The sequence below is a fragment of the Oerskovia sp. 140933 genome (assembly GCF_059651515.1).
On record NZ_JAMXIO010000001.1, the window covers coordinates 157,992 to 181,498 of the forward strand.

General features: G+C 74.5%; 18 protein-coding genes and 1 tRNA gene. 11 read left to right on the forward strand and 8 right to left on the reverse strand.

Annotation, left to right across the window (positions count from 1 at the left end):
- Positions 1 to 29 precede the first annotated feature (29 nt).
- The 7 genes from NHG27_RS00700 to NHG27_RS00730 all read right to left on the reverse strand — a co-directional run bounded on the left by NHG27_RS00700 (position 30) and on the right by NHG27_RS00730 (position 10,248).
- Positions 30 to 536, reverse strand: coding sequence for an acyl-CoA thioesterase (locus tag NHG27_RS00700; RefSeq protein WP_193720677.1), 507 nt, complete (start codon positions 534 to 536; stop codon positions 30 to 32).
- Positions 537 to 617: 81 nt separating this feature from the next.
- Entirely contained in the window at positions 618 to 2,204 is a 1,587-nt protein-coding gene (locus tag NHG27_RS00705) for a GTPase family protein (RefSeq protein ID WP_497014415.1), read from the reverse strand.
- Entirely contained in the window at positions 2,204 to 4,240 is a 2,037-nt protein-coding gene (locus tag NHG27_RS00710; protein ID WP_497014416.1) for a dynamin family protein, read from the reverse strand. The genes NHG27_RS00705 and NHG27_RS00710 overlap by 1 nt, the downstream gene beginning before the upstream one ends.
- 136 nt (positions 4,241 to 4,376) lie before the next feature.
- Positions 4,377 to 6,059 (reverse strand): energy-dependent translational throttle protein EttA, encoded by a 1,683-nt coding sequence (ettA, locus tag NHG27_RS00715; protein ID WP_193720674.1) that lies wholly within the window; start codon positions 6,057 to 6,059, stop codon positions 4,377 to 4,379.
- Positions 6,060 to 6,171: 112 nt separating this feature from the next.
- A complete protein-coding gene (locus NHG27_RS00720) occupies positions 6,172 to 6,903 on the reverse strand; it encodes a single-stranded DNA-binding protein (RefSeq protein WP_497014417.1) in 732 nt (243 codons plus the stop codon).
- Between the two features lie 43 nt (positions 6,904 to 6,946).
- Complete coding sequence (locus tag NHG27_RS00725) at positions 6,947 to 8,533, reverse strand: GTPase (protein ID WP_193720672.1); 1,587 nt, start codon at positions 8,531 to 8,533, stop codon at positions 6,947 to 6,949.
- Entirely contained in the window at positions 8,530 to 10,248 is a 1,719-nt protein-coding gene (locus tag NHG27_RS00730; RefSeq protein ID WP_193720671.1) for a GTPase, read from the reverse strand. The genes NHG27_RS00725 and NHG27_RS00730 overlap by 4 nt, the downstream gene beginning before the upstream one ends.
- A gap of 242 nt (positions 10,249 to 10,490) precedes the next feature.
- Between NHG27_RS00730 and NHG27_RS00735 the strand changes: the two genes are divergently transcribed.
- The 3 genes from NHG27_RS00735 to NHG27_RS00745 all read left to right on the forward strand — a co-directional run bounded on the left by NHG27_RS00735 (position 10,491) and on the right by NHG27_RS00745 (position 12,208).
- A tRNA-Arg gene (locus NHG27_RS00735) sits at positions 10,491 to 10,563 on the forward strand.
- Positions 10,564 to 10,751: 188 nt separating this feature from the next.
- Entirely contained in the window at positions 10,752 to 11,408 is a 657-nt protein-coding gene (locus NHG27_RS00740) for a flavin reductase family protein (RefSeq protein WP_497014418.1), read from the forward strand.
- A gap of 44 nt (positions 11,409 to 11,452) precedes the next feature.
- A complete protein-coding gene (locus NHG27_RS00745) occupies positions 11,453 to 12,208 on the forward strand; it encodes an ABC transporter permease (RefSeq protein ID WP_497014419.1) in 756 nt (251 codons plus the stop codon).
- Between the two features lie 22 nt (positions 12,209 to 12,230).
- Here the strand turns inward: NHG27_RS00745 and NHG27_RS00750 are convergent, their stop codons facing one another.
- Positions 12,231 to 12,497, reverse strand: coding sequence for a DUF4190 domain-containing protein (locus NHG27_RS00750; RefSeq protein ID WP_497014420.1), 267 nt, complete (start codon positions 12,495 to 12,497; stop codon positions 12,231 to 12,233).
- A gap of 387 nt (positions 12,498 to 12,884) precedes the next feature.
- On the opposite strand from NHG27_RS00750, the gene NHG27_RS00755 reads away from it, so the two are divergent.
- Genes NHG27_RS00755 through NHG27_RS00790 form a run of 8 tightly spaced genes read left to right on the forward strand, consistent with a single transcriptional unit; the run spans position 12,885 to position 23,490 of the window.
- Positions 12,885 to 14,102 (forward strand): toxic anion resistance protein, encoded by a 1,218-nt coding sequence (locus tag NHG27_RS00755; RefSeq protein ID WP_497014421.1) that lies wholly within the window; start codon positions 12,885 to 12,887, stop codon positions 14,100 to 14,102.
- A gap of 10 nt (positions 14,103 to 14,112) precedes the next feature.
- Complete coding sequence (locus NHG27_RS00760) at positions 14,113 to 14,670, forward strand: hypothetical protein (protein ID WP_227748681.1); 558 nt, start codon at positions 14,113 to 14,115, stop codon at positions 14,668 to 14,670.
- On the forward strand, positions 14,667 to 16,313 hold the full coding sequence (locus tag NHG27_RS00765; protein WP_497014422.1) for an AAA family ATPase: 1,647 nt from the start codon (positions 14,667 to 14,669) through the stop codon (positions 16,311 to 16,313). Before NHG27_RS00760 ends, NHG27_RS00765 begins: the two co-directional genes overlap by 4 nt.
- Positions 16,310 to 17,677 carry a GlnX family signal transduction membrane protein gene (locus tag NHG27_RS00770; RefSeq protein WP_193720666.1) on the forward strand — a complete coding sequence of 456 codons (1,368 nt, stop codon included), beginning with the start codon at positions 16,310 to 16,312 and terminating at the stop codon, positions 17,675 to 17,677. The genes NHG27_RS00765 and NHG27_RS00770 overlap by 4 nt, the downstream gene beginning before the upstream one ends.
- Complete coding sequence (locus tag NHG27_RS00775) at positions 17,674 to 18,687, forward strand: glutamate ABC transporter substrate-binding protein (RefSeq protein ID WP_497014423.1); 1,014 nt, start codon at positions 17,674 to 17,676, stop codon at positions 18,685 to 18,687. The genes NHG27_RS00770 and NHG27_RS00775 overlap by 4 nt, the downstream gene beginning before the upstream one ends.
- Entirely contained in the window at positions 18,684 to 19,889 is a 1,206-nt protein-coding gene (locus NHG27_RS00780) for a hypothetical protein (protein WP_497014424.1), read from the forward strand. Before NHG27_RS00775 ends, NHG27_RS00780 begins: the two co-directional genes overlap by 4 nt.
- On the forward strand, positions 19,886 to 22,240 hold the full coding sequence (locus NHG27_RS00785) for a serine/threonine-protein kinase (RefSeq protein WP_497014425.1): 2,355 nt from the start codon (positions 19,886 to 19,888) through the stop codon (positions 22,238 to 22,240). Before NHG27_RS00780 ends, NHG27_RS00785 begins: the two co-directional genes overlap by 4 nt.
- The gene (locus NHG27_RS00790; RefSeq protein ID WP_497014426.1) at positions 22,237 to 23,490 is read left to right on the forward strand and encodes a PP2C family protein-serine/threonine phosphatase; all 1,254 of its coding nucleotides are present in this window, start codon (positions 22,237 to 22,239) and stop codon (positions 23,488 to 23,490) included. Before NHG27_RS00785 ends, NHG27_RS00790 begins: the two co-directional genes overlap by 4 nt.
- The last annotated feature ends 17 nt before the right edge of the window (positions 23,491 to 23,507 follow it).

A 23,507-nucleotide genomic window follows, 5' to 3' on the forward strand; every position in this document is an offset into this window, starting at 1 on the left:
GCCGGCGGGCAGAACGTCCCGCGGCCCCCTCAGCGGCCCCGGCGGCGGAACTCGAGCGGTTCCTCGACGAAGGGCTGCCAGGCGGCCCGCTCGGCCTCGGTGATCCGCCGCGGCGCACCCGTCGCCGCGTCGACGACCACGATGGTCGTCGCAGCCTTGGCGTACGGGCGGCTCCCGATGGCCGGACCCGTGCGCCCCGGTCCCTCGGGCCACTCGGTGTGCACCTCGTAGCAGACCTCGAGGCTCGCTCCACCGAGGTGGCCCAACCACATCTCGACCCGCACCGGGCTGCGCGTGAACCCGAGCGGCCGCAGGTACTCGATCTCCTGCCGGGCGACCAGGGTGTGCGAGGTCGCGTGGGGCCCGGTGTCGAGCACGGCCGTGGGCCAGCTCTCCTCGATCGAGGCCTCCGGGTGACGCCAGAACGCCGTGATGCGGGCGTCCTCGAGGAGCCTGAGCATCTCGACGTTGTTGACGTGCTGGTAGGCGTCGAGGTCTGACCAGCGCAGGGCGACCGGGACGTGCAGGCGAGTCATGGAAGTCCTTCCTTGGCGAGAGGTTCGCGCCCTCCGCGACCGAGATCCGGCAGGGGGCACCCCGGTCACCTTACGCCCGCCTCACGTCCCCGCGACCTGGGCGGCCACCCGGCACGTCCCGAGCGCCGAGAGCTCCTCGCTCACGGGCAGCCAGACGCGTCTGCCCGCGACCCTCGCGACGGCCTCCCGCAGCCTGCGCCGCGCGCGGGCCGCCCGCCGTCGGGCACCGAGGGCACCCGCGACGCGCGCGACGAGGGCCAGGAGCAGACCCACCACGACCCCGCCCACGACCAGGAGCGTCGGCCAGGGGAAACCACGCCACGCGGGCGTCTCCGGGGCCGGGAGCTGGAGGTACGCGAGGACCGCCAGCACGCCCAGCCAGACGAGCCCCGCCACGACGACCGCGAGCACGACCCACTGGACGAAGCCCACGACCGCCCACCAGCGGGGACGTCGCGCAGCCTCGAGCTCGGTGCCCGCGACCGCCTGGTCGAGCGCGTCGGCGAGCCCCCCGGCGCTGTCGGTCACGCGTGACCGCGCGGCGAGCGCCCAGTCCTCGGGGATCCCCGCGGTCATGGTCGACACGTAGTCACGGACGGCGACGTGCGCGCGGGCCGCGACCGTGGGCGAGGTCTGCGGCAGGGACGTGCGCGCGAGGTCGGGACGGTCGGTGCCGCGCGCGAGCCCGAGCCGCCGCAGCGGGTCCGCCCGGAACCGGCCGATCCAGCGCGTGGGCGGCCAGCCCGTCGCGGCGCGAGCGCGGCGGGCGGCCGAGACGCGCACCGCGTCGACCACGGTCGTCACCCCGGCCGCTGCCTCGAGGGCGTCGACCAGCCTGCCCCGGGCCACGTCCTGCGACCGCTCGGACACCTTGTCGCCGCACGCGTCCACGATGCGCCGGGCGACCCCGCGCACGTCCGCGACCATGCGTGCGACCGCGGCCTCCCGGCGCGCCGCGGCCTGCTCCAGGAGCGTGTCGAGCTCGTCGATCCCGTGCCCCGTGGTCGCGGACACGCCCAGCACGCGCGCGGCGGCGAGCCCGTCCTCGGCCACGAGCCTGCGCAGGTCCGCGAGGCACGCGGCCGCCTCCTCGGGCGTGAGCCGGTCGATCTGGTTGAGGACGACCACGACGACGTCGCCGTGGTCCGCGAGCGGGCGCAGGTAGCGCTCGTGCAGGGCCGCGTCCGCGTACTTCTGCGGGTCGACGACCCACACCAGCAGGTCGACGCGATCGACCAGGCGCTCGGCGATCGCGCGGTGCTCGGTCACGACCGAGTCGTGGTCGGGGAGGTCGAGCAGCACGAGCCCGTCGGTGGCGACGCCCGCACGGCCCGGCGCGTGGTGCCGTTCGCCCACCTCGAGCCAACCCAGGAGCGGGTCCGCCCCCGGGCCCCACACGACCGCCAGGGGGCGCGACGTCGTCGGGCGGGTGACGCCCGGGCGGGCGAGCGGGGCGCGCGCGACCGCGTTGAACAGGGACGACTTGCCCGACCCGGTCGACCCGGCGAGCGCCACGACCGTGTGCTCGGCCGACAGCGCGCTGCGCTCCGCCGTGCGCGCGAGGACGGTGCGCGCGTCGGCGAGCAGGTCGTCGGGGAGACGGTTGGTGCCGGCGGCGACCGCGGTCTCGAGGGCCGCGACGCGGGCGGAGAGGTCGAGGCGGGCCATCAGCGCTCGCCCTCGGCCGGTCCGGCGGCGTCCTGGCGCGGGCCGAACAGCCGGCGCCAGAAGCCCGGGCGCCCGTCCGGGGCCGTCGCGTCCCGGGTCTCGTCCTGGGGGGTGGACGCACGCGCACCGCGCAGCGCCCCCTCCTGCCCGACGACGTCGCCCGCCTCGCGCGCGCCGCCCGCCGGCACGGGGCGCGCCCTCTGCTCGCGCCGGGCCGCCATGCGCACCTCGTGCGCCGCGGCCCGCAGCGCGGCGCCCGTGGCGTCGCCCGTGCCGAGCGCGTCGAGCTGCGACGTGAAGCGCCGGGCCTCGCCGTCGAGGACCGTCGCGACACGGTCGCCGAGCCGGTCCTGCGCGGTGCGGGCCAGGCGACGCACCGCGTCGTCCCCGAACACGGCCTCGAGAAGCTTCTGCGCGAGCACCGCCGTGCCGCCCGCGATGCCGATCTCCGCCCCGGTGACGCCGCCCGTCGAGGCGAACACCAGGATCATGAGCGCCACGCCCAACCCGTTGAGGCCGAAGGACAGCGCGCGGGCCGTCCCGCGCCGGGCCGCTGCCTGCTCGCCCACCAGGGCCAGGACGTCCGCCTGCCAGCCCCGGATCTCCTGCGCGACGCGGGGGCGCAACGATCCGGAGGCGCGCGACAGGTCCAGCCCGTCGAGCAGCGCTGCCCCGGCCGGGTCGACGCGCCACGCCCGATAGGTCCGTTCGGCGGCCTCCTCCGCGGCGTCGAGGACCACGGCCTCGAGCCCGTGCGTGATCGCCTCCTCGACCTGCGGGACGTTGCGCCCCCGGCCCCGGAAGAAGCCGCTGATCGCGTCCCGGACCGAGCCCACCTTCTGCTCGACCGCGCGGAAGACCTCGCCCGTCCCGACGAAGTCCTGCCACCGGGCGAGGACCTCACCGCGCAGCATCGCACCGTCGCTCGTCGCGGACGCGACCGTGCGGCGGGCGTCGTCGTAGGCCTCGACGACCACGGACCGCAGGTGCGCGTCGGCCTCGTGCTGCGCGTCGACCGCGGCGGCGAGCACGTCCGCACGGCGCACCAGGTCGTCGACCACGCCGTCACGCGTCGCGTCGATCACGGCGGTGCGAGCACCCGCGTCCCCGCCGAGCGCGGACAGCCACCGCGAGACCTCGGCCACCGCGCTCTCGGGCAGCAGACCGTCCGTGAGGGGGGCCTCGGGCACCAGGAAGATCGGCGCGTCGCCCAGGCCGTTCTCGGTGGCCAGGCGCCGGAGGTCCGCACCGACGGCCTCCGCGCCGGGGTCGACGCGGTCGAGCACCAGGGCGACCTGGGCCCGGCGGGACGCGGCCTCGTCGAGCAGGTCCCACGGCACCGCGTCGGCGTAGCGCGCGGCCGTGGTCACGAAGAGCCACAGGTCGGCCGCCCCCAGGAGCTGGGCCGCGAGCTCGCGGTTCTCGACCACGACCGAGTCCACGTCGGGAGCGTCGAGGAGCGCGAGCCCCTGCGGCAGGACCTCGGACGCGACCAGCCGCACCGACCGGTGCGACCCGTCCGCGGTGCCGTGGTCCGCGGTCCCCGAGACCCGCGCGAGGCCCGGCAGGATGCGGTCCGTGCTGAACCAGCGGACGTCGAGCGGGTGGTGCACGAGCACGGGCGAGCGCGTCGTGGGCCGCAGGACGCCGGGCACCGTGACCTTCTCCCCCAGGAGCGAGTTCACGAGCGTCGACTTGCCCGCCCCCGTCGAGCCCCCCACCACGACGAGCAGCGGGGCGCTGCGCGACCTCAGGCGTGGCAGCAGGTAGTCGTCGAGCTGGTCGACCGCGAGGGCGAGCGTCCGACGGTCCTCCTCGACGCCGGGGGTCACCAGCGGGAGGCGTTGCGCCGTGAGCTCGCCCCGCAGGACGTCGAGCGCCGCGACGAGCTCGTCGGTGCCCTGCGACGCGGAGGTGATGGCCCGCTCCACGACGGGGTCCTCGTCCGCGGCGTGGCGGCCGACGGCGACCTCCTCGGTGCCAGGGGGCGGTGCGTCACCGGTGGTCCGGCCGAGGTCGTCGCTCGGGTGGGTCATGGGGTTCAGTCTGCCGGACCGGACGCCGTCACGACCGGTGGGGGCTCCCGGCACGCCGAAGGGCCCCGGCGACGTGCGCCAGGGCCCTTCGGTCCGTCGTGCCGACCACCCGCGCGGGCGGTCCGTCGGCGTCGGGTCAGTCGCGCGTCAGCTTGCGGTACGTGACGCGGTGCGGGCGCGCCGCGTCGGCGCCGAGGCGTGCGACCTTGTTCTCCTCGTACGACGCGAAGTTGCCCTCGAACCAGTACCAGTTCGCCGGGTCCTCCTCGGTGCCCTCGTACGCCAGGATGTGCGTCGCCACCCGGTCGAGGAACCACCGGTCGTGCGAGACCACGACGGCGCAGCCCGGGAACTCGAGCAGAGCGTTCTCGAGCGAGCCGAGGGTCTCGACGTCGAGGTCGTTGGTGGGCTCGTCGAGCAGCAGGAGGTTTCCGCCCTGCTTGAGGGTCAGCGCGAGGTTCAGGCGGTTGCGCTCCCCACCCGAGAGCACGCCGGCGGGCTTCTGCTGGTCCGGCCCCTTGAAGCCGAACGCCGCGACGTACGCACGCGACGGCATCTCGACGTTGCCGACCTTGATGAAGTCCAGCCCGTCCGAGACGACCTCGAACAGCGTCTTCTTGGGGTCGATCCCGCCGCGCGACTGGTCGACGTAGGAGATCGACACCGTCTCGCCGACCTTCAGCTCGCCACCGTCGAGGGGCTCGAGGCCCACGATGGTCTTGAAGAGGGTCGTCTTGCCGACGCCGTTGGGGCCGATCACGCCGACGATGCCGTTGCGCGGCAGCGTGAAGCTCAGCCCGTCGATGAGCTGACGGCCGTCGAAGCCCTTCTGCAGGTTCTGGGCCTCGAGCACGACCGACCCCAGGCGCGGGCCCGGCGGGATCTGGATCTCCTCGAAGTCCAGCTTCCTGGTGCGGTCGGCCTCGGCAGCCATCTCCTCGTAGCGCGCCAGACGCGCCTTCGACTTGGTCTGGCGGCCCTTCGCGTTGGAGCGGACCCACTCGAGCTCGTCCTTCAGACGCTTCGCGAGCTTCTGGTCCTTCTTGCCCTGGATCGCCAGGCGCTCCTGCTTCTTCTCCAGGTACGTGGAGTAGTTGCCCTCGTACGGGTACAGGCGGCCGCGGTCGACCTCGCAGATCCACTCCGCGACGTGGTCGAGGAAGTACCGGTCGTGGGTCACGGCCAGGATCGCGCCGGGGTACGACGCGAGGTGCTGCTCGAGCCACAGGACGGACTCGGCGTCGAGGTGGTTCGTGGGCTCGTCGAGGAGAAGGAGGTCCGGCTTCTCGAGGAGGAGCTTGCACAGCGCGACGCGGCGACGCTCACCACCCGACAGGACCGACACGTCGGCGTCCGGCGGCGGGCAGCGCAGCGCGTCCATGGCCTGCTCGAGCTGCGAGTCGAGGTCCCACGCGTCGGCCGCGTCGATGGCCTCCTGGAGGGTGCCCATCTCCTCGAGCAGCGCGTCGAAGTCCGCGTCCGGCTCGGCCATGAGCGCCGAGATCTCGTTGAAGCGGTCGAGCTTGCCCTTGATCTCGGCGACGCCCTCCTCGACGTTGCCGAGGACCGTCTTCTCCTCGTTCAGCGGCGGCTCCTGGAGCAGGATGCCGACCGAGTAGCCCGGCGACAGCCGGGCCTCGCCGTTCGAGGGCTGCTCGAGGCCGGCCATGATCTTCAGGATCGTGGACTTACCGGCACCGTTGGGGCCGACCACACCGATCTTGGCCCCGGGCAGGAAGTTCAGGGTGACGTCGTCGAGGATGACCTTGTCACCGTGCGCCTTGCGCGCCTTGTACATGGAGTAGATGAACTCAGCCACTGGCTCTGTTCCACCGTTCGATCGCTCGCGGGATGCTGTGCGCCCGCCCCGGGACCGGGGGTGCCCCCGGTGGGGCGGGCGTCTTCGACCCCCCAGCCTACGCGGTCGGGCCTCAGCGCGTCGCCAGGAGACCGCCCGTCAGGACGTCGTCGCGGTCGGCGTCGGTCCCGTCCGTGAGCCCCTCGTCGGCGGGGCCCTCCGCCCCGGTCTCCCGGTCGCCCTCGGCCTCGTCCTCCTCGCCGGGGCGGGAACCGGCGCCCGTCCCGGGGACGCGGTTCGCGAGCGAGTCGTCGACCAGGCCGTGCTCGGCGTCGTCGTCCTCGGGGAACGGCTCCCCCAGCCGCCCCAGGTCCCACACGCTCCCGTCACCGGGTCCCGCGGCGAGGCCACCCGTCTGGGCACCGGCTCCCGCCTCCCCCGGGCCCTGCCCGGGCGCGCCCGGGGTCGGGGCGGACGTGCCGGCGTCGGGCGTCCCTGCGCGGTGCACCGTGTGCGAGAACTGCGCGCGGCCCCGCGTCAGGTCCGGTCCGAGCGCGCTCGCCTCGATCACGAGGTTGGTGCGCGGCCCCTCAGGACTGGTCCACTCGTCGACCGCGAGGCGGCCCGTGACGACGACCGCGTCCCCCTTGCGCAGCGACGCCGCGACGTTCTGCGCCATGGCGCGCCACGCCTTGACCGTGAACCAGATGGTCCGGCCGTCGACCCACTCGCCGCGCGAGCGGTCGAGGTAGCGCGTGGTGCTCGCGATGCGGAAGCTCGTGAAGTCGTTGCCGGTCGGCGACGTGAAGAGCTTGGGGGTCGTGCCCATGAAGCCTGCCAGCGTCACCGTGACGTCGTTGCCCATCGTTCCTCCTGGGTGCGGGGCCGGCCTGGTGCCGACCTCGTCCTCAGGCTGACGGTTCGCGCGTCGCGGCGTCCTCGGTCGAGGGCGCGTCTGTGGACAGACCGCTCAGGTCCTTGGCTGTGGGCAACGTCAGGGGCCCGGTGAGCGGCGACGCCTTGCCCGTGTCGCGCGCCGACTGCGCGAGCTCTCGCACCCTGCGGTGCTCGTCGAGCAGCGTCTGCGTCGGCTTGCCCATGGTCTCCTGGACCACGCGCTCGACGGCGCCACGCCCCGACGCGAGCACGGTCGCCTCCCGACGGCGCGCCAGGGTCCGCCGGATCTGGATGCCCGCGAGGAAGAACCCCAGGGCGACCAGGACCGCGACCCCCGCCACGATCGCGAACGTCGCCACGATCGCCCGGTCCAGGTCGAGGACGCCCAGCGAGCTCAGGATCGCGAGCGCCCCCGTGACCACGGCGACGCCGATCGCCACGAGCGCGGTGGTGCGCGTCGCACGCGCCGACGACGGCCCGCGCGTGTCGAGCGAGACCTTCGACAGAGCACGCTGCGTGTCCTCGACGAGCCGGTCTGCGGGGGCGACGGCCTCGTCGAGCGCGCGCTTCCAGCCCGGACGCAGGGCCTTGCCCGCCCGGGCGAGCCAGCGGCTGCGCGACAGCGCGACCGCGTCCGCCTGCGGCGGGGCGAACTCCGGGCGGCCGTACCCGTTGCGCACCGCTGCCGCGACCTGCCCCGCCACGGCCGAGAGGCCCGTGGCCTCGCCGATCGCGACGACCTCCTCCTCGACCGCGGTGCTCATGGTCCACGGCACCTCGCCCGGCGTCTCCTCGAGCAGCAGCGCCCCCGCCCGGTCGAGCTCGCCCGCGACGCGGCTCGCGGCCACGCTCCGGCGCGCCACGGCCTGCTCCAGGAGCTCGCGCACCTGGCCCAGGCCCTCGCCCGTGCGGGCCGAGACCATGGTCACGTACACGCCCGAGAGCCCGTCCTCCTCCAGGAGACGGCCCATGTCGGCGACCAGGTTGCCGCGCTGCGTCGTCGGGACGGTGTCGATCTGGTTGAGCGCCACGACCATCGACGCCTCGAGGCCCACCGACTTCTGCAGGTAGCCCGAGTGCAGCGCGTCGTCCGCGTACTTCTGCGGGTCCACGACCCACACGAGCAGGTCCACGAGCGGCAGGACGCGGTTCACGACCTCCTGGTGCGCGGGCTCGATCGAGTCGTGGTCCGGCAGGTCGAGCAGCACCAGGCCCTCGAGGCCCTGCTCCGCGTCGCCGTCGAGCTCGCTGCCGCGCGCGATCCGGCGCTCGGGGTCGACCTCGAGCCAGTCCAGCAGCGCCGTCGCGCGGTCGCTCCACGAGCACGCCGTGATGCGGGCCGTCGTCGGGCGCTTGGCTCCCACGTCCGCGAAGTTGAGCCGGGAGATGCGGTTGAACAGGCTCGACTTGCCCGAGCCCGTCCCGCCCGCGAGCGCCACGACCGTGTGGTCGACCCCGAGCGCGAGGCGCTCGCGCACGCCCTCGATCGCGGTGCGGATGCGGGCCGCGACCTCCGGGTCGAGGCGGTCGCCCGCGAGGTCGAGAGCCTTGGCGAGGTCGTCGGTGCGGGACCGGAGCTGGGTGTCGTGGGACGTCATGAGAGCCTCCTGAGCTCGGCGAGGCGTAGGCGCAGCCCGACGGCGGCATCCGGTGCGAGGGCGGGGACGTCGAGGCGTTCGTGCAGGTCGACGGCCTCGCGGTCCACCATGGCGGCGGCACGGTCGGCGAGGTCGGACCGAAGGGTCGTGACCGACGCGTCCCCCGCGTCGCCCAGCAGGTTCTGCACCAGGCGCGCGGCGTCGTCGGACCCGGCGGCGGCCGTGAGGAGCAGCGCCGCGACGCCCGTTGGTCCGAACGCCTTGACGGCGGCCTCCGCCCGGCGGGTCTCGGCGGTCTCCTGCGGTGCGATGCCGGGCTCGTCGACGCCACGCAGGGCCTCGACGGCGCGGTCGGCGACCGCGACCCACTCGTGGACCTGCTCCGCGGCGGCCTTCTCCCGGGCGGCCTCGCGGTCGGGGTCGCCGTGCTCGGGCGCGAACGCCGGGCCGCCCGGAGGGGCCGTGGGGCCGGACAGCGCGGCCCGCAGGGCGTCGTCCGCCGTGGCCCCGGCGGCCACGAGCGTGCGGGTCGCCGCGGCCCGCACCTCGTCGAGGAGCGGTTCGAGCGCGACCTCGCGCGAGCGCCCCCGGCGCTTGGTGGAGCGCGCCAGGCCGTGCCGGATCTTGACGCGGTCGATCTTCTCGGCGCCCGCGAGCTGCGCCCAGCGCGAGGCGACGGACCCCTCGGCCACGACGCCCGAGGCGACGGACGCGCGGGCCGTGGCCTCGGCGTCGGGCAGTGCGCGGTCGATCGTCTCGCGCAGGACCTCCGCGGCCTCGACCTGCTCCTGCACCGCGTCCGCGATGCCCGTGACCCACGCCGGCAGGGCTGCGAGCGACCCCTTGAGCGTGCGCACGATCACCGCGCGCGACCGGTCCGGGCCCGCGAGCATGGTCAACCAACGCGCGATGGGCGCGACCGTCGCGCGGTCGAGCATGCCCTCGTGCGGCCCGACGTCGGGGATCACGAACAGCGGGACGCCCGCCATGCCGTGCTCGCGCAGGCGCGCCAGGAGGTCGCCGCGGATCGTCGTCAGGTTGTGCTGCGGCACGCGGTTGAGGACCATCGCGACGCTCGCGCCGCGCTCCATGGCCTGCCCCAGCGCGACCCAGGGCAGCGCGTCGCCGTAGCGGGCCGCCGTGGTCACGAAGAGCCACAGGTCCGCTGCCTCGAGCAGCTGCGCGGCGGTCGACCGGTTCTCCGCGAGGAGCGAGTCCAGGTCCGGGGCGTCGAGCAGCGCGGTGCCGCGCGGGACGCCGTCGTGCTCGACGACGCGCGACATGGCCGTGGTGGGGCTGTGCACCAGGACGTCCACGTCGAGCGGGTTGTAGGCGAACACGGGCTCACGCGTCGTGGGGCGCAGCACGCCCGCCGTGGAGACCTCCTCGCCCAGCAGCGAGTTGTACAGCGTCGACTTGCCCGCGCCCGTCGACCCCGCGATCACCACGACCGCGGGCGAGGACAGCTCCTTGAGCCGGGGCAGGAGGTGCTCGTCGAGCTGGTTCAGGAGGCGCTTGCGGGCCTCCTCGACGTCGGATGCACCCGCCAGGTCCAGCGGGAGGCGGACGTCGGCGACGTCTCGTCGCAGGTCTCGGCCCACGTCGTAGACCGTCGTCCCGATCTCCTCGGGGGCGTTGCCAGGCGTGCTGCCGGGCGCCCGGCCCGAGGCGGAGAAGGCCCGCGGGGCGCGGTCGGAAGCGTGTCGGGTCGTCACCCGTTCATCTTCTGTGGTTCACCGGGCGATGCCAAACGCGCGCGCCGGTGAGCGGGTGACGGACTCTCCGCGAGCGGGTGAGTTGGCTGGCGGGGGGCGTGCCGGGGGCTCCGGGTGGCGTGCGACACGTGGCGTCGGCCCCACGACGGCACGACCCGACGGCGGCGCCCGCCCCGCGCGACACGTCCGCCTCGCGCGCGTGCGCGCAGGTCACGGCCGCATCCCACTACGATGGTCCCCGCGCCCCGATAGCTCAATGGATAGAGCAACGGCCTTCTAATCCGTAGGTTGCAGGTTCGAGTCCTGCTCGGGGCACCTCGGCTGAGCTCTTCCCCGCGATGCCCTGCTGCGGCTCGTCCTCGCGCGCGTCGTCGGTGGCGTGGCCCGACGGGCGCAGCGCTGGACTCCCCCGCACGACCCGCTCGCCTGACTCCCGACCTCACGTCCGGGTGGGCCGCTGCGTCTTCAGGTCGTACCGGCCCACCCGTCGCGGAGGTTTCCCCATGCTGGCCGTCGAGAGCACCGAGCACGTCACGATCGACCCGTCGATCCTCTACTTCGGGACCCCGGTCGTGCTCGTCAGCACGACCGGCGCCGACGGACGGCCCAACCTCGCCCCGTTGTCGTCGATCTTCTGGTTGGGCCACACCGCGGTGATCGGGGTGGGGGCCAGGTCGCAGACGGCGATCAACCTCCGCGCGACGGGCGGGGCCGTGCTCAACCTCCCGTCGGTCGATCAGGTCTCGGCGGTCGACCGGATCGCGCTCACGACCGGCCGCGACCCGGTCTCGGCGCGCAAGTCGTCCGTGGGGTACCGGTACGAGCCCGACAAGTTCGGGCGCGCGGGCCTGACCCCCGTCGCGTCGGACACGGTGTCGGCGCCCAGGGCGGGCGAGTGCCCCGTGCAGCTCGAGGGTCACGTGGTGGACGTCCACCCTCTGCGCGGGGACGACCCGCTCGCGGCAGGCAGCATCCTCGCGGTCGAGATCGCGGTCAGCCGTGTCCACGTCCACGAGTCGATCCGCCTCGCGGGCTCGGCCCACCGGATCGACCCCGACCGGTGGCGGCCGCTCATCATGAGCTTCCAGCAGTTCTACGGGCTGGGCGACCGGGTGCTGCCGTCGAGGCTCTCGACGATCGACGAGGAGTGGTACCGCTGACCGGCCCGCCCCGGCACCCGCCACGTCTCTGACACGATCTCCCCATGTCCCTCCCCGACCTCCTGCGGCTCGCCGTCGCAGTCCTGGCCCTGCTCGCCCTCGCGTGCGGGGTCATGGCGTGGACGGGACGTCGCACGATCCCCGACGCCCTCGTCGCGGTCCTGCGTGCCGCGGTGCAGCTCGCCCTGGTGGCCCTGGTCATCGGGTGGATCTTCGCGCACCCGGTCGCGGTCGGCCCGTACCTCGCGGTCATGCTGCTCGCGGCGGCGGTCACGTCCGCGCGACGCATCGGCGGCGGCTGGGCCGTCCTGCCGTCGTTGCTCGTCTCGATCGGGTCGGGGGCGGCGATCGTCCTCGGAGTGGTGCTCGCGGCGGGGGCGCTGGCCCCGACCGGGCAGGAGGTCCTGCCCTTCACGGCGCAGGTCATCGGCGGCGCCATGACGGCCGCCTCGCTCGCGGGCCTGCGCATGCGCGACGACGTCGCGCACCGCTGGGGCGAGGTCGAGGCCATGCTGGCGCTGGGCTTCTCACGGCGCGAGTCGGTCGCGGACCTCGGCCGGCGGGCCGCGGCCCGTGCGCTCGTCCCGACGCTCGACCAGACACGGGCAGCGGGCCTGGTCACCCTGCCGGGGGCCTTCGTCGGGCTGCTGCTCGCGGGCGCCCCGCCCTGGCGGGCCGCGCAGGTCCAGCTCCTGGTGCTCGTGGGCCTGCTGGCCGCCCAGGCGGTCTCCGCCGTCGGGACCGCGGTGCTGACCGCTCCCCTGTGGGCCGCGTCCCGGCCGGTCGTCGCCGGCCCGTAGCCGTCCCTGACGAGTGAGCCGCTCAGGAGTTCGTCGTCGAGCCGATCACCGCGAGGCCGAGGAACCCGAGCCACTGCAGGACGAGCAGGATCACGGGAACGAAGCCGAGGTATCCGATGATCAGCCCCGCAATCGCCATCCCGTATCCGGCGACAGCGCCGTCCTTGGTCTCCTTGAGCGCGAGATGCCCCAGGATCACGGCCACGAGCGAGCCGATGCCGCAGAGCCAGACCAGGGAGAGGACAAGCGAGGCGACGGCGTTGCCCGAGGTCCGGCGCACGGGGGCCACGGGCACGAACTGGACGGGTGGGTAGGGAGAGTACGGGGGCTGGTGCGGGCCGACCTGCTGTCCCGGGTACCCGGGCGGGACGCCCGGTCGCCCGCCCTCGGGGCCCTGCCGTCCCGGAACGGAGGCGCCGTGGGGTTCTCCGCGAGGGGACGGATGGTGCTGCGGAGGCTCGTTCATGTCGGCCACGCCCCTCAAACTAGCGGCCCCGACCACGGATTGCTCGGCATGGGGAGTTCTCTCCTTTCCCAGGCCGTGAAAGAGTAAAGAACCGGCCACCCGTCGCGGATATACTCCCCGGACCGGCCGGTCGACCGGCTTGCCCGGTTCGCCGGGTTCCAGGGGTGGGTCTCGCACCGGCCCCGGTCCAAGACGAGCGAAGGATCATCGATGACCGAGGCAGCACCGCTCCAGCCCCCCGCCGCGACCGAGCACCTGGTGCTCTCGGCTCCCGAGCCCGTCAAGCCCGTCGCGACCACGCAGGCTCCCGCGATGGCGCCCCGCGTCGACGAGGCCGCGATCCCGGGCCTCGACCAGAAGGTCTCGTCCTACCTCGACGCGCTCATGGCCTCCGACGCCCGCTCCCCCGAGTTCGCCGCCAAGGCCAACGACGTGCGCACCATGGGCGACCAGGACATCCGCACCGCGGCAGACTCCTCGAACCGCCTACTGGCCACGCCCGTGCGCGCCCTCAAGGAGGGCGGGCTGTCGGAGGGGTCCAAGGTCGGCAGCACGCTCCTCGAGCTGCGCCGCACGGTCGAGAACCTCGACCCGTCCGAGGCGAGCGTGGGACGCAAGCTGCTCGGCATCATCCCGTTCGGGGACAAGCTCACGGACTACTTCCGCCGCTACGAGTCGGCCCAGGGCCACCTCAACGCGATCATCCGCGCGCTGTACGACGGGCAGGACGAGCTCCGCAAGGACAACGCCGCGCTCAACCTCGAGAAGCAGCACCTGTGGGACACCATGGCGCGCCTCAACCAGTACATCTACGTCGCCGAGCGCCTCGACGCGCAGCTCTCCGCGAAGACGGCAGAGCTCGACGCGACCGACCCGGAGAAGGCCAAGGCGCTGCGCGAGGACGTCCTGTTCTACGTGCGCCAGAAGCACCAGGACCTCCTGACGCAGCTCGCGGTGTCCATCCAGGGCTACCTCGCGATCGACATCGTCATCAAGAACAACGTCGAGCTCATCAAGGGCGTCGACCGCGCGACCACCACGACCGTCTCCGCGCTGCGCACGGCCGTCATCGTGGCGCAGGCCCTCGCGAACCAGAAGCTCGTCCTGGACCAGATCACGGCGCTCAACACGACGACGTCGAACATGATCGCCTCGACCTCCAAGATGCTCGCGGACCAGTCGGCGACCATCCAGTCGCAGGCCGCGAGCGCCACGGTCGGTCTCCCCCAGCTCCAGGCCGCGTTCCAGAACATCTACGCGACCATGGACTCGATCTCGACGTTCAAGGTCCAGGCGCTCGACTCGATGGCGCAGACCATCGGTGTCCTGGAGACCGAGACGACCAAGGCCCGCGAGTACCTGGACCGCGTGGCCCAGGGCGACCAGTCGGGGGCGGCCTCGGGCTCGCTCGACCTCGGGAAGGTCTGAGCCGCACACCATGGGCTGGTTCCGAGACCTGTTCGGCGGCGGGCGCGGTCGCCCGCCGGAGACCCCCGTGCTGCCGCCGGCACCGACGAGCGCGGACATCCTGGCCTCGGTCGACGCCGTGCAGGCGCAGATCGAGGGCCGGGTCCCGCCCGCGGTCACGGCCCGGGTCAACCGCATCGCGAAGACCGTGGACGACATGGCTCCCCGCCTGGACCGCCTGGGCGGTGGCAGCGCGCAGGCGCACACCGTCGTCGCGACGGCCACGAGCTACCTGCCGGAGGCGGTGGGCGGCTACCTGCGCCTGCCGCGCGACTTCGCGGACACGCGCGCGGTCAACCGTGGCAAGACGTCGCTCATGATCCTGTGCGACCAGCTCGACCTGCTGGGCGTGACGCTCGACAAGATCTCCGACGCGGTCTCGCGCGCGGACGCCGCCGCGCTCGTCGCGCACGGGCAGTTCCTCGCGGAGAAGTTCCAGTCGTCCTCGATCGCGCTGTCCCCGGACGCGGGGGTGGGTACGGCCCAGCCCCAGGCGCCGGGCACCCCGGGCGGGTTGGAACGGCCGTGAGCGCCGCGCGCCAGGGGGCGCTCGCCCGCAGCATCGAGGCTCTCGTGACGGTGGGCCGTGGCGCGTCGCTCGTGCCCGACGACGTCGCGCACGAGGGAGAGCGGCTCGCCGCCGCGGTGGCCGAGTCGTCCACGGGCGCGGCCCCGGCATGGCTCGAGGCCGTGGGTCGCGACCCCGGCGACTACACGGCGTTCTTCGAGGCCGCGCAACGCGGTCGGCGGTGGCGCTCGGCCCCGACGGACCAGCTCACGGCTCTCGTGGTCGGCGGCTCGGAGCACGCGGCCGCGTATGCGGAGGCACTCGCCGCCGTGGTCGACGCGGCCGCCGCGCTGGGCTCCCCGGGGCTGTCGGTGGCGGCGACGGCGGCGAGCACCACGGCCGTGCAGCGTGCGGCCGCCCAGCCGCACACCGCACCGCACGGCGCGCCCACCCGCTTCCCCGCTCCTGCGTTCGACCCCACGCTCCCGAGCGGCACCAACCCGTTCGACCTCGGTGCGCTCCTCGGCGCGGGCGGCACGCGGCCCCCCGCGCAGGACGTCGTCCCGACGGTCGACGCGATCCTCGACGCGCTGGGCGCGCGCGGCCCGGGCGCCCCCGCCCCGGGCGCCCCGACCCCCGGGACGGACGCGGCGCCGTCGGGCTCGCCGGGTGCGGGTGCCGGGCAGACGGCGACCGCCGGGGACGCCCCCACCCCCGACGAGGAGGAGGCCGAGCCTCCCCGCTCGCTCGAGGAGCTGCTCGCCGAGCTCGACGCGCTGATCGGGCTCGACCGGGTCAAGCACGAGATCCGCCAGCAGACCGAGCTCCTGCGCATCGAGAAGCTGCGCACCGCCGCGGGCCTGACGACGCCCACGCTCACGCGCCACCTCGTGTTCCTGGGCAACCCCGGCACGGGCAAGACGACGGTCGCCCGGCTGGTCGCCGGGATCTACCGCGCGCTCGGGCTCCTGAGCACGGGGCACCTGGTCGAGGTCGACCGCTCCGAGCTCGTCGCGGGCTACCTGGGCCAGACGGCCGTCAAGACCTCGGAGGTCGTGGCGACCGCGATCGGCGGCGTGCTGTTCATCGACGAGGCGTACGGCCTCGCGGAGGACCAGTACGGCGCCGAGGCCATCAACACGCTCGTCAAGGACATGGAGGACCACCGCGACGACCTGGTGGTGATCGTCGCCGGGTACCCCGGCCCCATGGCCGGCTTCATCGCGACCAACCCCGGCCTCGAGTCCCGCTTCTCGACGACCATCACGTTCGACGACTACTCGGACGCCGAGCTGCGCGGGATCTTCGAGCGCATGGCCTCCTCCTCGGACTTCGAGGCGCTCCCGGAGACCCTCGACCGGTTCGAGCAGATGGTCTCGGCCGTGCCGCGCACCGAGGGGTTCGGCAACGGCCGCCACGCGCGCAACGTCCTGGACGCGGCCATCGCCCGGCACGCGTGGCGCCTCAAGGACACCCCGGAGCCCACGCTCGACGAGCTGCGCCGGCTCCAGCCCGAGGACCTGCTGCCGCAGGACGCGTCCGGGGGCTCCGAGCGCATCCTGGCTCCCTCCGACGACGCCGACGAGAGCCCGGCCGCCGACGCCACCGAACCGACCGAACCGACCGACAACCCGACCGTCTCCCCTCAGGAGGAGCCCGCATGAGCCAGACCCTGACGCCGCCGCCCGGGTCCGCCCCGGCGACCGGTCGGGCCGTCCAGCCCGCGACCGCCGGGCAACCGGCGGCGCAGGCGGGGGCGCCCGCCCCCACGCAGGCCCAGGAGCGGGCCGCGCGCCGCGCGGGGGTGCGCAGCGCGCTGCGACGCTCGCCCGGCAGGCTGCGGATCGCGCTCGCGCTGTGCGTGCTCGCGTCGGTGGTCTTCGGTGCGCTCGGCTTCCAGGCCGCGCGCGTCCAGGAGGCCGCGCTCGACGACGCCCGCGCGGACACGAGCCAGCTCGTCGGCATCCAGGACGTCCGCAACGCCCTGGTGGTCGCGGACGCCTCGGCGACCAACGCGTTCCTCGTGGGCGGGCTCGAGCCCGCGGACCAGCGCGAGCGCTACGACGACGCGATCGCGGACGCCTCGGTCCGCCTCGCCGAGCTCGCGGGCTCCAACAGCGCGGACGCGAGCGAGCTGGGTGCGGTCGCGTCCCAGGTCGCGGTCTACACGGGCCTGATCGAGCAGGCGCGCGCGAACAACCGGCAGGGGTTCCCGGTGGGGTCGGCCTACCTGGACCAGGCCTCGACGCTGCTGCGCGACGAGATCCTGCCGACGCTCACCACGCTCGTGGACGACAACGCCGACCGTGTCGCGGCAGACCTGTCGATGGTTCGCAACGCGCTGTGGATCCTCGCGGCGGGCGTGCTGTGCCTCGCGCTGCTGATCGGCACGCAGGTGTGGCTCGCCCGGCGCACGCACCGCGTGCTCAACGTGGGGCTGCTCACGGCCAGCGTGGTCGTGCTGGTCGTCGGGGTCGTGGGGGCGGTCCTGCTGAGCCAGACCAACGGCGCCGCCGCCGCGGTCCGGGACGGGCCCTACGCGGCGACGCTCGCGGCCTCGACCGCGTACTCCGAGGCCAACGACGCCAAGGCCATGGAGAGCTTCACGCTCATCAAGCGGGGCTCGGGCCAGTCGTACGAGGAGTCGTTCGTCGAGCTCACGGCCGACGCCGCCCAGCGCCTCGACGAGGCCGGCGACGCGGGGGTTCTCGACGGGACGGCCGCGGGGCACCTGGACGACTGGGTCACGCAGCACCAGGCGATCCGTGCGCTCGACGACGAGGGCGACTGGGACGGGGCGGTCGCGCTCGCGACGAGCTCGGCCGAGGGCAGCCCGAACGCCGCGTTCGCCGCGTTCTCCCAGGCCGTCACGAACGACATCACCGACAACATCGAGGCCACGCAGGCCGACCTGTCCTCGGCGGGCACCCGCTCCGCCCTCGCGGGCTGGCTCCTGCTGGCCGCGGGCCTCGTCGCCGCGGTCCTCGCGTGGCGCGGTCTGAACGTCCGACTGGAGGAGTACCGGTGACCACGACCTCACGCAGCAGCGGGCGCGTGCGCGCCCTGGTGGCGCTGGCCTTCACGGGCGCCCTCGTCCTGACCGGTTGCACCGCGCCCGACGGCGGGTCGTCCGCGGGTGCGCCCGTGGCCTCGGTCGTCGGTGCGGCGGGCGGCTCCGCGACCGTGAACGGCACGGCGGGCGGCTCGGTCTCCGCGGCCGCGGCGTGCGAGAACCCGGTCGCGTCGTACGCACCCGACGGCCCGCTCCCCGCGCCGGGAGCGTTGCCCGCGGGGAGCACCATGGCCGCGATCCGCGACCGCGGCTCCCTGATCGTGGGCGTCTCCGCGGACACCCTCCAGCTCGGTGCCCGCAACCCCCTGACGGGTCAGATCGAGGGCTTCGACATCGACGTCCTGCACGAGGTGTCGAACGCGATCTTCGGCGACCCGGACCGCCTGCAGTTCCGGGTCATCACGTCGGGTCAGCGCCTCGAGGTGCTGGAGCAGGGCACGGTCGACGTCGTGGCCCGTGCGTTCACGATCAACTGCGAGCGCTGGGAGACCATCGCGTTCTCGTCCGAGTACTACCACGCGGGCCAGAAGGTCCTGGTGACGCGCGACTCCGAGGCTGCGGGCATCGCGGACCTCGCGGGGCAGCGGGTCTGCGCCCCGGACGGCACCACGACGCTCGAACGGCTCCAGGAGTACCCCGACATCGAGGCCGTGCCCGCGACGACCCACACGGGCTGCCTCGCGCTGTTCCAGCAGGGCAAGGTCGACGCGATCACGGGAGACGACACGATCCTCGCGGGCTTCGCGGCGCAGGACCCGTACGCCAAGGTCGTCGGGCAGGCGATCTCCGACGAGCCGTACGGGCTGGGGGTGCCCGCCGCGAACGTCGACATGGTGAAGTTCGTCAACGGTGTCCTGGAGCAGATGCGCACCGACGGGACGTGGACCGCGATGTACGACGAGTGGCTCGGCGTCCTCGGCCCGGCTCCCGCCCCGCCGGCCGCCGTGTACGGCCGTACGCCGTGACACCAGCCTCGTCGCCCTCCCCTGCCGCGGGCGGGCAGCCCGTGGTGCCGCGCACGCAGCAGGCCCCGAGCGCGCCCGGACGCCTGGGCGAGGCGATCCCCGCGGCGGAGCTGTACGAGTACCTCTCGCGGCTCGAGGAGTGGCTGCGGGCGCGACGCACCGAGCTCGACCGCCTCGACGCCGCCGCCCTGGCCGCGGCGTCCCCCGAGACGTACACCGCGGACATGCTGCTCGCCCTGACGCTCTGGCAGGCGGCCCGTACGCGCGCCGACGAGATGGGCGTGGTGTGGGACTCGGGACGGGCCGACGCGGTCGCGCGCGAGAAGATCTCGCAGCTCGTGTGGGGGCGCCTCAGCTCGCCCGACGGGTCCTCGCTCGTGTCCCTGGTCGAGGCGACGCGGCTGTGCGACGCGATCGTGGCCGCGCTGCGCACGCGCCTGTCGTTCGACCCGAACGCGGCCGACGAGGTCGCCCGGTTCCGTGGTCTGCGCGCCGAGCTGGCCCGGTGCGACGACCTCGCGGGCTCCGACACCGCGGCCCGCGGCCGGGTCTCGACGCTCCGCACGCGCTGGACGCGCCTGCGCGACAAGGCGTCGCAAGGTGCCGACGTCACGGGACCGCTGACCGAGCTCGAGGCCGAGGTCGCCCGCACCGAGCGCGACCTCATCGTGGGCGCGTCCGAGCGGCGCGAGCTGGCCCGCGACCGCCAGCAGGCCGTCGAGCGCTACGCCGCGCTCGAGGCCCGCGAGCCCTCGCTGCGCGAGCTCGCCGCGCGCTGCCGGCGAGAGATCGCCGCTCCCCCGCGCCTCGCGGTGCCCGACGTGTCGCGCCTCGGCGAGGTCCCCGCGGACCGGGCCGGGCTCGACGGGTTCCTGACGCGCCTCGCGACGGTCGCGCGCGCGTTCGACACGGTCGAGTCCGCGTACACCGCGCCGCTGCGCGAGCGTGCCGAGCTCCGGTACCGGCTGGACGCCTACCGCGTGAAGGCCGACGCCAACGGCCGCAGCGCGTCTCCCACGGTCCGCTCGGGCCTGGCCGAGGCCCGCGCGGCGGGCGAGGCCGTGCCCTGCGACGTCGTCCTGCTGCGCTTCCTCGTCGAGCAGTACCAGTTCCTGTCCCGTCCGCTCCCGGCGCACCTCGCGTCGCCCGGATCGTCACCCGCACCGCCGCCCGCACCGGGCCAGGAAGGATCGTCCCGATGACCACGACCGCTCAGGAGCCCTGCTCCCAGCCGGGCTGCACCGGCTTCATCGAGGACGGCTACTGCAACGTCTGCGGCTCGCCCGCGGCGCCGTCGGGTCCGACCGCTGCTCCCGGCACGGCAGCGTCCTCGGCGACCCCGGCGCCCTCCGCGACCGCTGCCGCCTCGCCGTCGGCCCTGCTCGGCACGGGCATCGCGCAGGCCGCGCCGAACTACGCGGCCGGCACCGGCCCCGAGGGCGAGGCGGTCTCGACGCGTACCGGGCGCACGAGCTCGACACAGCTCGCGAGCGCCGCCCTCGGCTCGGCCCGCTCGGCCGTGACGGGCACCAGGTCGACCCGGCGGGTCGGGACGTCCTCGACGCGCCTGCGCGGCCACCGCCTGGGCGCGGGCCTGACGACCGTGCCCAGCGCCCCGGTCCGCGACCCGCTCCAGGCCATCATGGCCGTGCCCGAGCTCGCCGAGTCCAAGCGCTTCTGCCCCACGTGCGGTGCCAAGGTCGGCCGCTCGCGCGACGGCGTCCCGGGCCGCACGTCGGGGTTCTGCCCCCAGTGCCGGACCGCGTTCTCGTTCGATCCCCAGCTCTCGCCCGGGGACGTGGTGGGCGGCCAGTACGAGGTCGTGGGCTGCCTCGCGCACGGCGGCCTGGGCTGGATCTACCTGGCCCGCGACCAGAACGTCTCGGGCCGGTGGGTCGTCCTCAAGGGCCTGCTCAACTCGGGGGACCCCGACGCGTTCGCGGCCGCGATCTCCGAGCGTCAGTTCCTGGCCGAGGTCGAGCACCCGCTGATCGTCGAGATCTACAACTTCGTGATGCACGACGGCGCGGGCTACACCGTCATGGAGTACGTGGGCGGCAAGTCGCTCAAGGAGCTCCTCAAGGACCGCCGCGACGCGAACGACGGAGTGGTGGACCCGCTGCCCGTGGACCAGGCGCTCGCGTTCGTCCTGGAGATCCTCCCGGCGTTCGCCTACCTGCACGACCTGGGCCTGATCTTCTGCGACTTCAAGCCCGACAACATGATCCAGCAGGGCGACGGCGTCAAGCTCATCGACCTGGGGGGCGTGCGGCGCCTGGACGACATGACGTCCGCGATCTTCGGCACGGTCGGCTACCAGGCACCCGAGGTCGCCGAGATCGGGACCTCGGTCGCGTCCGACATCTACACGATCGGGCGCACCCTGGCCACGCTCGTCCTGGACTTCCGCGGCAACCAGACGACGTACGTCGCATCCCTGCCGCCCGTGTCGGAGACCCCCGTCTTCCAGCAGTACGACTCGTTCTACCGCCTGCTCGCCAAGGCGTGCGCGCTCGACCCGTCCGACAGGTTCGCGACGGTCGACGAGATGCGGGCCCAGCTCATCGGTGTGCTGCGCGAGGTCGTCGCGACCGACCGCGGCCCCGGCAGCGGTGCGCTGCACTCGGCGGCGTCGGTCCTGTTCGAGGCCCCCGTGTCCGACGACGCCGACCACCCCCTGACGTGGGACGCCCTGCCGACGCTCAAGATCGACGAGTCCGACCCCATGGCGAGCTGGCTCGCGGGCGTCAACATCGCCGACCCGGCCGCACGCATGGCTGCCCTCGCGGCCGCGCCCGAGGCCACGGTCGAGGTGCGGCTCGCGTACGCCAAGGCCGCGATCGAGCACCGCCGGTTCGCGGAGGTCGACAAGACCATCGTCGAGATCCTCGCCGACGACCCGTGGGAGTGGCGTGCCGCGTGGATCGGCGGACTCGCCGAGCTCGCGCGCGGCGAGGCCGCGGACGCCTGCGCCTCGTTCAACGCGGTCTACGGGCAGGTGCCCGGCGAGCTCGCGCCCAAGCTGGCGCTCGCGGTCGCGTGCGAGGTCAGCGGCGAGCCGGACATCGCCGAGTCGCTGTACGTGATCTGCGCCCGGTCGGACGCCAACTACACGGCGCCCGCCGCGTTCGGGCTGGCCCGCATCCGGCAGGCGCGCGGAGACCTCGACGGGGCGCTGCACGCCCTGGACCTGGTCACCCCGACCCGCAGCTCCTACACCGACGCCCGCATGCGCCGCGCCCGGCTGCTCGCCGGTTCCGACCGCGGGCTCACGGCCCTGGCCGAGGCCCTGGCGAGCGTCGAGTCGGTCGCGATCCCGCAGCGCGACCGGGTCGCGCTCTCGATCGACGTGCTGCGCTCCGCGCTCGAGGAGGTCACGGTCAAGAAGCAGGTCGGGACCGCGCGGCTCGGCGGGGTCGAGCCCAAGGAACCGCCGCTGCGTGACGCCCTCGAGGGCGCGTACCGCGAGATGGCGTCGCTCACCGAGGACCGGGTCGCGAAGATCGACCTGGTCGACCAGGCGAACGCCGTGCGCCGCTGGACCACGACGTGAGCGCGCAGGAGAGCGCGTCCGGCCTGCTCGCGCCGTGCGCCACGTGCGGCGAGGTGCCCGCGCCCGGGGCGAGGTTCTGCGAGAACTGCGGCTCCGCCGTCGGGCCGGGGGCTGACGCGGGCGACGGGCCGCCGATCCTGGCGCGCCCGCCCGTGCCCGCGCTGCCGCCCCTGACCCTGCCGCCGCCCCCGCCGGACCTCAAGCCCACGGATCCGGACTCCGGCGCCGTGCCGCCGCCGCCTCCCCCGCCTCCCCCGGCGGCCCGGCGCCCCTGCACGAGCTGCGGCGGGGCCGTCGCGGACGACGGGTACTGCGAGCAGTGCGGCGAGAAGGCCCAGGTCGAGCGCGACCACTGGGCCGAGCGACCCGCGCCCTGGGTCGCGGGCGTGTGCGACCGCGGCATCCGCCACGCGCGCAACGAGGACGCGATGGCGCTCGCCGCGTCGGGCGACCCGGTCACGGCCGGGCGCTTCGCGGCGCTCGTCGTGTGCGACGGGGTCTCGGCCGCGCCGGACTCGGACGTCGCGAGCCTCGCCGCCGCGCGTGCGGCCCGGGACGTGCTCGCGTCCGGCGGGCCCGACGGCGCCACCCCCGTCACGGGGGACGTCACCGAGCGCATCCAGGCCTGGCAGACCCTCATGGTCACGGCGTCGACGACCGCGAACGACGCCGTCCTGGTCGCGGTGGGCGACAAGGCCGAGCGGGCCGAGCCGCCGTCGTGCACGTTCGTCGCGGCCGTCGTCGACGGCCCGCTGATCGTCGCCGGGTGGGTGGGCGACTCGCGCGCCTACTGGATCCCTGACGCCGGGACCGCGCGCCAGCTCAGCGTCGACGACTCCTGGGCGCACGAGCTCATGGCCATGGGCACCCCGCGCCACGTGGCCGAGAACTCGCCCCAGGCGCACGCGATCACGCGCTGGCTCGGCCCCGACTCGACCGACCCGGCCGCGCGGTGCGCCCCGACGGTCCCGGACTCGTCGGGCTGGCTGCTGGTCTGCTCGGACGGCCTGTGGAACTACTGCTCGGCGGCCGACGACCTCGCGGACCTCGTGCGCTCGACCGAGGCCTCGTCGGGGCGCGAGCCCCGGGCGCTGGCCACCGAGCTCGTGCGCTGGGCCAACGCCCAGGGCGGCCGCGACAACATCACGGCGACCCTCGCCCGGTTCGAGGCGCTCCCCGCCTCGACCACCTCCGATAACCTGCACACAGACGCTGTCACGGGCGACGAGCCCGCGACGCGCGCCCTCTGATCCACGAAGGAGCCCAG

Coding starts and splice junctions, on each gene's coding strand:
- NHG27_RS00700 (WP_193720677.1), bottom strand. CDS start 536: ATGACTCGCCTGCACGTCCCGGTCGCCCTGCGCTGGTCAGACCTCGAC.
- NHG27_RS00705 (WP_497014415.1), bottom strand. CDS start 2,204: ATGGCCCGCCTCGACCTCTCCGCCCGCGTCGCGGCCCTCGAGACCGCG.
- NHG27_RS00710 (WP_497014416.1), bottom strand. CDS start 4,240: ATGACCCACCCGAGCGACGACCTCGGCCGGACCACCGGTGACGCACCG.
- NHG27_RS00720 (WP_497014417.1), bottom strand. CDS start 6,903: ATGGGCAACGACGTCACGGTGACGCTGGCAGGCTTCATGGGCACGACC.
- NHG27_RS00725 (WP_193720672.1), bottom strand. CDS start 8,533: ATGACGTCCCACGACACCCAGCTCCGGTCCCGCACCGACGACCTCGCC.
- NHG27_RS00740 (WP_497014418.1), top strand. CDS start 10,752: ATGCTGGCCGTCGAGAGCACCGAGCACGTCACGATCGACCCGTCGATC.
- NHG27_RS00745 (WP_497014419.1), top strand. CDS start 11,453: ATGTCCCTCCCCGACCTCCTGCGGCTCGCCGTCGCAGTCCTGGCCCTG.
- NHG27_RS00755 (WP_497014421.1), top strand. CDS start 12,885: ATGACCGAGGCAGCACCGCTCCAGCCCCCCGCCGCGACCGAGCACCTG.
- NHG27_RS00760 (WP_227748681.1), top strand. CDS start 14,113: ATGGGCTGGTTCCGAGACCTGTTCGGCGGCGGGCGCGGTCGCCCGCCG.
- NHG27_RS00770 (WP_193720666.1), top strand. CDS start 16,310: ATGAGCCAGACCCTGACGCCGCCGCCCGGGTCCGCCCCGGCGACCGGT.
- NHG27_RS00785 (WP_497014425.1), top strand. CDS start 19,886: ATGACCACGACCGCTCAGGAGCCCTGCTCCCAGCCGGGCTGCACCGGC.